Raw genomic sequence first — 7,301 nt, 5'->3', positions numbered from 1 at the left:
GCGCCGCGGTCGCCGCCGCGCTCGCCGCGCACGGCGCGAAGGTGGCGGCACTCGACGCGGACGAGGCAGGCGTGGCGAAGGTCGCCGCCGGGCACCGGGCCACCGGGCACGACATGGTCGCGTTCGGCACCGACGTGTCCGACCCGGACGCCGTCGAGTCGGCTGTCGGCGCCGTCGAGGACGAGCTCGGCGAGATCGGGATCCTGGTGAGCGTGGCGGGTGTGCTGCGACCCGCTCCGGTCCTCGAGACCACCGACGCCGACTGGGCCGTCACGTTCGGGGTGAACACGACCGGCGTGTTCCTCCTGGCAAGGGCGGTCGCCCGGCGCATGGCGCCGCGCGGGCGCGGTTGCATCGTGACCGTCGGTTCCAACGCCGCCGGTGTGCCGCGCACCGGGATGGCCGCCTACGCCGCGTCCAAGGCGGCGGCCACCATGTTCACCCGCTGTCTCGGGCTCGAGCTGGCCGGACACGGGATCCGCTGCAACATCGTCTCGCCCGGCTCGACCGACACCGACATGCAGCGTGCGCTGTGGCCGCCCGGCGCTGGACCGGACGGGGTCATCGCGGGCTCACTGCCCAACTACCGCGTCGGCATCCCACTGGGTCGCATCGCAGAACCGGAGGACATCGCCGACGCCGTGCTGTTCCTCGTGTCCGACCGGGCACGGCACATCACGATGCACGACCTCTACGTCGACGGCGGCGCGACCCTGCGTGCATGACCGCGCCCGACTCGTCCGGTAACCAGAAACGGAGATCCCGTGCCGACCATCCAGGCCGACGCCCTACCGGGCGCCGCCGCACTCCTGCGTGACTACCACGCGGGCGCGTTCTTCCTGGCTTCTCCCACCGGAGTCCTGCTCGCCGACGACCTCGGCACGCGGCTGACCTCCGTCGCGGCCGCCGACGCCGCCCTGGCGGCCGCCGGCCCCGGTGCCACCGTCGTCGGTGCCGTCCCGTTCGACCTGACGGCGCCTGCCCGGCTCGCGGTGGCGGGCTCGGTCCGCCGGGGCGCCCCGTGGCACCACGTCGCGAACCGCCCCGCACCACCGGCGAAGGGCACGTGGACCCGCCGTGACGCGGACCGCGACGTGTTCCTCGCAGGCGTACGGAAGGCGCTCGCCAGGCTCGACCGCCCGGGGCTGCGCAAGGTCGTGCTCGCCCGTGCGCTGGAACTGACGTACTCGCACCGGATCGAGCCAGGGGAGCTGCTCGCGGCCCTCGCCGACCGCGACCCGTACGGGTACACCTTCGCCGTCGACCTCAGTGATGACATGGGTGATCGCACACTGCTCGGCGCGAGCCCGGAACTGCTGGTGTCCCGGCGCGGCTCGCGCGTGCTGGCCAACCCGCTCGCCGGGTCGGCACCCCGTGACCAGGACCCGGTGCGGGACGGCCGCAACGCCACCGCGCTGCTGAGCTCCGTGAAGGACCGCAGGGAGCACGACCTGGTCGTCGCCGCCGTCGCGGACGGGCTCGCGCCGCTGTGCCGGTCGGTCACGGTGCCGGAGCCCGAACTACTGCCGACCCGCGCCATGTGGCACCTGTCGACGCAGATCACCGGCGAGGTCGCGGACGGGGTGTCCGCGTTCGACCTGGCGACGGCACTGCACCCGACACCCGCCGTGTGCGGCGACCCGACCGGGCAGGCCCGTGACCTGATCGGCGAGCTGGAGCCGTTCGATCGCGGCTTCTACACCGGCCTCGTCGGCTGGTCCGACGCGGCAGGCGACGGCGACTGGGTGGTGACCATCCGCTGCGGCGAGGTGTCCGGCGCCGGTCTGCGCCTGTACGCGGGCGCTGGCATCGTGCCCGGCTCAACGCCGGACGCCGAGTTCGCCGAGACCGCCGCGAAGTTCCGTACCTTCCTGTCCGCACTGGGAGTCGAGGAGGACGCCTGATGGACCACACACCGTGGCCACCCGAGTTCGCGGACCGGTACCGGAAAGCCGGGTACTGGACCGGCGAGACCTTCGGCGCGTTCCTTGCCGCCAGGGCGGCGACCTTCGGCGATCGGACCGCGGTCGTCGACGGTGACCGCCGGTGGACCTACCGCGAGCTCGACGAGCGCGCCACCAGGATGGCCGCCGGGCTGCACGCGCTCGGCATCGGCGCGGGGGACCGGGTCGTCGTGCACCTGCCGAACATCGCCGAGTTCTTCGAGGTGGTGTTCGGCCTGTTCCGGCTCGGCGCGCTGCCCGTCTTCGCGCTGCCTGCCCACCGGCAGAGCGAGATCGCCTACTTCTGCGAACACACGGAAGCCGCCGCGTACGTGATCGCCGACCGGCACGGCGGCTTCGACTACCGCGCGATCGCCAAGGAACTACCCGGCGAACGGCATGTGCTCGTCGCGGGGGACCCCGGCCCCTTCACCGCGCTGGCCGACGTCCCCCGCGAGGGCGCACCACCCCCGGGGCCCACCGCGGACCGGACGGCGTTCCTGCAGCTGTCCGGCGGCAGCACCGGCGTGCCGAAGCTGATCCCGCGAACCCACGACGACTACCTGTACAGCGTCCGGGAAAGCGCGGACATCTGCGGCCTCACACCGGACTCGGTGTACCTCGCGACACTGCCGGTCGCCCACAACTACCCGCTCAGCTCGCCGGGCGTGCTCGGCGCGCTGCACGCGGGCGCCACGATCGTCCTCGCGCCCGCCCCGAGCCCGGACGTGGTGTTCCCGATCATCGAACGGGAACGGGTGACGATCACCGGCATCGTGCCGCCGCTCGCGTTGTTGTGGCTGGACTCCCCGGCCCGTGCCCGCCACGACCTGTCGAGCCTCGAACTCCTCCAGGTCGGCGGCGCGAAGCTCGCGGCAGAGGTCGCCGACCGGATCGAGCCGACGCTGGGTTCCCGGCTTCAGCAGGTGTTCGGCATGGCCGAGGGACTGGTCAACTACACCCGCGACGACGACCCACCAGAACTGGTGCGTGTCAGCCAGGGCCTGCCGATCTCCCCGGCCGACGAACTACGCATCGTCGGCGAGGACGAGCGAGACGTGCCCGACGGCGAGCCGGGCCACCTGCTCACCCGCGGCCCGTACACGATCCGCGGGTACTACCGCGCCGACGAGCACAACAAGGTCGCGTTCACCGACGACGGCTACTACCGCACCGGTGACCTCGTCCGCAGGCTCCCGTCCGGGCACCTGGTCGTCGAGGGACGGGTGAAGGACCAGATCAACCGAGGCGGCGAGAAGGTCGCGGCGGAGGAGGTGGAGAACCACCTGCTGGCCCACCCCGGCGTGCACGACGTCGCGGTGGTGGGCATGCCGGACACGCACCTGGGGGAGCGAACCTGCGCGTTCGTCATCGCGCGGGAGGACCCGCCGACCGCCGCCGCACTGCGCAGGTTCCTCCGCGAACGCGGGCTGGCCGCGTTCAAGATCCCCGACCGGGTCGAGATCGTGGACCGGTTTCCCTACACCGGCGTCGGCAAGACCAGCAGACGAGATCTGCGCCGCGCCATCGCCGAGGAGGTGGCGAACCGATGACCGCGACACAGACGACCGGACTGCCCACGATCGCCCCGTACCCGATGCCGTCGGCCACCGACCTGCCCGGCAACCGCGTGTCATGGACCCCCTGCCGGAGCCGCGCCGTGCTGCTGGTGCACGACATGCAGAACTACTTCCTGCGCGCGTTCACCACCGACGCGTCACCGGTGGTCGAACTGATCGACCACATAGGACGGTTGACCGCCGCGTGCCGCAGGCTCGGCATCCCGGTGGTCTACTCGGCGCAACCCGGCGGCCAGAACCCCCAGCAACGCGGGCTCCAGCTGGACATGTGGGGCCGGGGCATCAGCGAGGACCCCCACGACGCGGCGATCGTCGCCCCGATCGCCCCCCGGCCGGGTGACACGCTGCTGACCAAGTGGCGCTACACCGCCTTCCACCGCACCGGCTTGCACGAACTGCTCACCGCCGCGGGCCGCGACCAGCTGATCGTCACCGGGATCTACGCCCACATCGGCTGCCTGATGACCGCCACGGACGCCTTCATGCGCGACATCCAGCCGTTCGTCGTGGCCGACGCGGTGGCCGACTTCTCCCGGGCCGACCACGACATGGCACTGCGCTACGCGGCCGGCCGCGCCGCCGTGGTCACGACCACCGACACCATGCTGTCCACAATGGAGGGAACACCGTGAGCGACCCCCTGCGCGACCAGATCGCGGAGATACTGGACCTGCCGGCGGACAGCATCGGTGACCAGGACAACCTCATGGACCACGGCTTCGACTCGATCCGCATGATGGCCATGGTGGAGGAGCTGCGCGCCACCGGCACGGAGGTCAACTTCATGGAACTGGCGGAAGACCCGACACTCGCCAACTGGCGGCGCCTGCTGACCCCGCACCGGCCGTGACGTCCTCGTACTCTTCGCACAGAACGGAATCTGTGCGAAGAAGGGGGGATGACGAACTCAACAGAGGATGCGTACCGGCACATCGTCAGCGAATCCGTCGCGTTCCTGTACCCCGCCGCGCCGCGGGCGGCGGCGCCGCTGGAGGTGGCCGAGCAGCGTCCTGCGGACCGTCGGCCGTGTCGGCAGAGACCTGCGGAGCTTAATTGTCGTGCGGCCCGTCGGCGTCGCCGACGGGCCGCACCGGCAAACTCTCTCAGCAGTGGTTGGTCACCCATTGGTGAGACCGGAGCAGAACTCCGCCGGCTGTGACGTTGTACGTGACACCGCGATCGAAGCACCCCCATCTGCTCCCATAGTTCGCCTGGCGGTATGCCGCGACCGACGCGAACGACGTGTCATTCCCGTTGTCGAACGCGGATTCCACCTTCGTTGCACCAGACCACGAGCAACGAATCGTGCCGCCTTGCCAGTCCGGGTCCGCCACGCTCCAGTTGCACCGCCGTCCGGTGCCGCCGGTGTTCTCCCAGATGCAGAAGTCACCTGACGGGCACTCCCACGCAAGTGCGCTGGCGTCTTCACCATGAAAGGGCACCGCGACCGGCGCCGTGACGAACGCGCTCTGCGCGGCCGCTCCGGTCGGCACGATCAGGCCCGCCGTAATCGCCAACGCCAACATCCCGATCATGAGCCCCAGTCGACGCATTACCGCAGACCTCCGTTGTGCTTGCATTGCTTCCCTCTCTGTAAATCTGTCGCCCGCCATTATTGAACGGCTAATGCAGCGTGCCTCACTATCGAGGACTAACAATCCGCGACGGAGCGCACCCACCGGTGAGAACGTGCCTTGAACGGCGCGCCGTCGAAGAATTCAAGGGTGCCGCGCTCCACGAATGCTTTCAGGGTGACGTACGAGAAGCCGGCATAGACACACACCCCGGCATAGTTCAGATTGCTACCGTTGTTGTTCAGTGCTATCACTGGACGGGTCTCTCCCCACGAACAGATGACAGACCCGTCCCTCCAGTTGCTGTCAGCGTTGACCCACGTGCAGCGGCTGGAACCATCCGTTGATGGCCACGCACAGAATTGCCCTGCAGGGCAACTGAAGTCGAGAAGACTGATGGCTCGGTCATCGCTGGCGGAAACGCCAGTGATTCCGGAAATGTCGGCTGCGCCGCGAACGTCTGCTGTCGCTGAACCGTACAACGTGGCGGCCAGGGCAGCCGCCACAAACAACAGCAAGACCGGATACCGTCGCATGGTTCCCCTTTGATGTAGCGGAAGGACCCGACGAGTATGCTCGAACACCCTTGCATCGAGCCGATCGTTCGACCCTGATTGAAATATCCAGGAACGTGGACGTCGACCGAGGCCAGTCAACGGCGCACCGCAACCCCTTGCTCACTGCCTCCTTCAGCCCGGGTGCGACCCGAGCTGTGTGCAGGGCGGACCCACCACTGTCCGCAGGTCGCGCACCACGACATCGGCGTACCGGGTGAGAGATGTGGTCACGGGGCTACTACGTAGCGCGTGCGCAGATCACTCAAAGATGAGCGGTCGTGGTAGGTGACAACTCCTCCATTTGTGTGTTGTGCGGGTACCCCGCTAACGCGGCACCGACGTCGCCCGATGATGGACAGGGCATACTGCGTTAGGGGGGCATGCAGATGGCGCATCTACGTATCCACTTCACCGAGGCTGATTTCAGGCGTACCCGGCTGGCGTTGTCGATGGATCACATGTGGGAGATCGTCAACGCAGTGCAGTTGTTGCAGCACTGCGGAGGCGGGCTCTACTTCGATAGCTGGCGGCAACGAGTGCGCCAACAAGCACATGCTGATCCTCAATTGCGTCGGCTGTTGCATATGCTCGTGCATCTAGCACCGCATTCGACCTACTTCCCCGACCTACTGACGCCAGTCGGAGAGTTCGACGACCTGAATGCCGGCATCAACGCGGTGCTCTCGGTGCCCAAACGCCGACTGCGGATCGAGATTGGACGAATGTCCACACCAACCGCGTCTCTGCGTGGTATCGCAGCAGGAGACCGCTCCGCGTTGCACGGACTACGAGATGCGTTCAGGATATTTCATCGAGTAGCGGTCGCGCCGGAACTGGACATCACTGGCGCGGCGCGAGGCACGGATGTCTCACGACGGATGCACACGTACGTAAACGATGGCATCGACGCGTTGCTGAACGGCATTTGCCCAGACGGCGTCTGGGCTCCACCGATGCTGACGCTGCCCTATCCGGTCGACCAAGACCTGTTCCTCGCCGGCCGGGGAATCCGCCTGGTGCCGACGTTCTTCTGCCTGCGCCATCCCGTCACGCTCGCTGACCCATTACTCCCCCCTACCCTGGTGTTTCCGATCGACCCCTCCGCCCGGCTCCTCGCCACCGAACAACAGCAAGGTGATCACCTTGGTGCACTGCTGGGCACAACACGCGCGGCGATCCTGCGGCTAGTTCTGGACGGCTGCACCAGCCGTGACCTGATCCGTCGCATTGGCGTGGCACCGGCAACGATCACCCATCACACCAGCATTCTGCGGAATGCTGGTGTGATCACCACTCACCGGGACGGTACCGTAGCAACTCATCACATCACACCCTTGGGAATCGAGTTGCTGTCCCATACGGGATAAATTCCCCGCACGACAACACAACATGCTAGAAAAGACGACCAAACCGCCATTTTGACTTGCACCTGTTAGAGTGTAGTTAGTAGGATCACATAGGCCATTCCGTCGGCCTTGGCCTTCTCCAGAGCTTCGTGCAGATCGGGTGCTTGATCGGCGCCGATCCGCACCGGCGAGCCCAACCCGGCCACCACGTCCCGCCGCGGATCATCAGCCCGAACCTGGTCCCAGCCGGGTGTGGTCACCTCCCCGCAACACACACAGACCTTCGACACCCGCTGGTACT

General features: G+C 67.8%; 9 protein-coding genes. 6 read left to right on the top strand and 3 right to left on the bottom strand.

Annotated elements, in window-relative coordinates; all coding sequences use genetic code 11:
* From WBA97_RS07435 to WBA97_RS07415, 5 genes are all read left to right on the top strand, one after another.
* Positions 1-725: 2,3-dihydro-2,3-dihydroxybenzoate dehydrogenase (locus WBA97_RS07435; protein ID WP_424229967.1), on the top strand; the 725-nt coding region annotated here is incomplete at its 5' end.
* A 39-nt stretch (positions 726-764) separates the two neighbouring features.
* Complete coding sequence (locus tag WBA97_RS07430; protein ID WP_424229966.1) at positions 765-1,904, top strand: isochorismate synthase; 1,140 nt, start codon at positions 765-767, stop codon at positions 1,902-1,904.
* Positions 1,904-3,496 carry a (2,3-dihydroxybenzoyl)adenylate synthase gene (locus tag WBA97_RS07425; protein WP_424229965.1) on the top strand — a complete coding sequence of 531 codons (1,593 nt, stop codon included), beginning with the start codon at positions 1,904-1,906 and terminating at the stop codon, positions 3,494-3,496. Before WBA97_RS07430 ends, WBA97_RS07425 begins: the two co-directional genes overlap by 1 nt.
* Complete coding sequence (locus WBA97_RS07420) at positions 3,493-4,155, top strand: isochorismatase family protein (RefSeq protein ID WP_424229964.1); 663 nt, start codon at positions 3,493-3,495, stop codon at positions 4,153-4,155. Before WBA97_RS07425 ends, WBA97_RS07420 begins: the two co-directional genes overlap by 4 nt.
* On the top strand, positions 4,152-4,373 hold the full coding sequence (locus WBA97_RS07415) for a phosphopantetheine-binding protein (RefSeq protein ID WP_424229963.1): 222 nt from the start codon (positions 4,152-4,154) through the stop codon (positions 4,371-4,373). Before WBA97_RS07420 ends, WBA97_RS07415 begins: the two co-directional genes overlap by 4 nt.
* A gap of 253 nt (positions 4,374-4,626) precedes the next feature.
* Here the strand turns inward: WBA97_RS07415 and WBA97_RS07410 are convergent, their stop codons facing one another.
* Both WBA97_RS07410 and WBA97_RS07405 read right to left on the bottom strand, forming a co-directional pair.
* Positions 4,627-5,058, bottom strand: coding sequence for a peptidase inhibitor family I36 protein (locus WBA97_RS07410; protein WP_424229962.1), 432 nt, complete (start codon positions 5,056-5,058; stop codon positions 4,627-4,629).
* Between the two features lie 116 nt (positions 5,059-5,174).
* Positions 5,175-5,615, bottom strand: a complete 441-nt coding sequence (locus tag WBA97_RS07405) for a hypothetical protein (protein ID WP_424229961.1) — start codon at positions 5,613-5,615, stop codon at positions 5,175-5,177.
* Between the two features lie 419 nt (positions 5,616-6,034).
* On the opposite strand from WBA97_RS07405, the gene WBA97_RS07400 reads away from it, so the two are divergent.
* Entirely contained in the window at positions 6,035-7,021 is a 987-nt protein-coding gene (locus WBA97_RS07400) for an ArsR/SmtB family transcription factor (protein ID WP_424229960.1), read from the top strand.
* Positions 7,022-7,086: 65 nt separating this feature from the next.
* Here the strand turns inward: WBA97_RS07400 and WBA97_RS07395 are convergent.
* Positions 7,087-7,301, bottom strand: a 215-nt coding sequence (locus WBA97_RS07395; RefSeq protein WP_424229959.1) for a hypothetical protein, incomplete at its 5' end; no start/stop codon positions are given.

It is taken from the genome of Actinophytocola sp. (genome assembly GCF_049647105.1).
GTDB lineage: Bacteria > Actinomycetota > Actinomycetes > Mycobacteriales > Pseudonocardiaceae > Actinophytocola.
The sequence above is the reverse complement of the archived record's forward strand: the minus strand, read 5'-3'. Positions and strand labels throughout refer to the sequence as shown.

Excerpts from the sequence above, each read along its gene's own strand:
- WBA97_RS07425 (WP_424229965.1), top strand. The coding sequence starts at position 1,904 with ATGGACCACACACCGTGGCCACCCGAGTTCGCGGACCGGTACCGGAAA.
- WBA97_RS07420 (WP_424229964.1), top strand. The coding sequence starts at position 3,493 with ATGACCGCGACACAGACGACCGGACTGCCCACGATCGCCCCGTACCCG.
- WBA97_RS07410 (WP_424229962.1), bottom strand. The coding sequence starts at position 5,058 with ATGATCGGGATGTTGGCGTTGGCGATTACGGCGGGCCTGATCGTGCCG.
- WBA97_RS07400 (WP_424229960.1), top strand. The coding sequence starts at position 6,035 with ATGCAGATGGCGCATCTACGTATCCACTTCACCGAGGCTGATTTCAGG.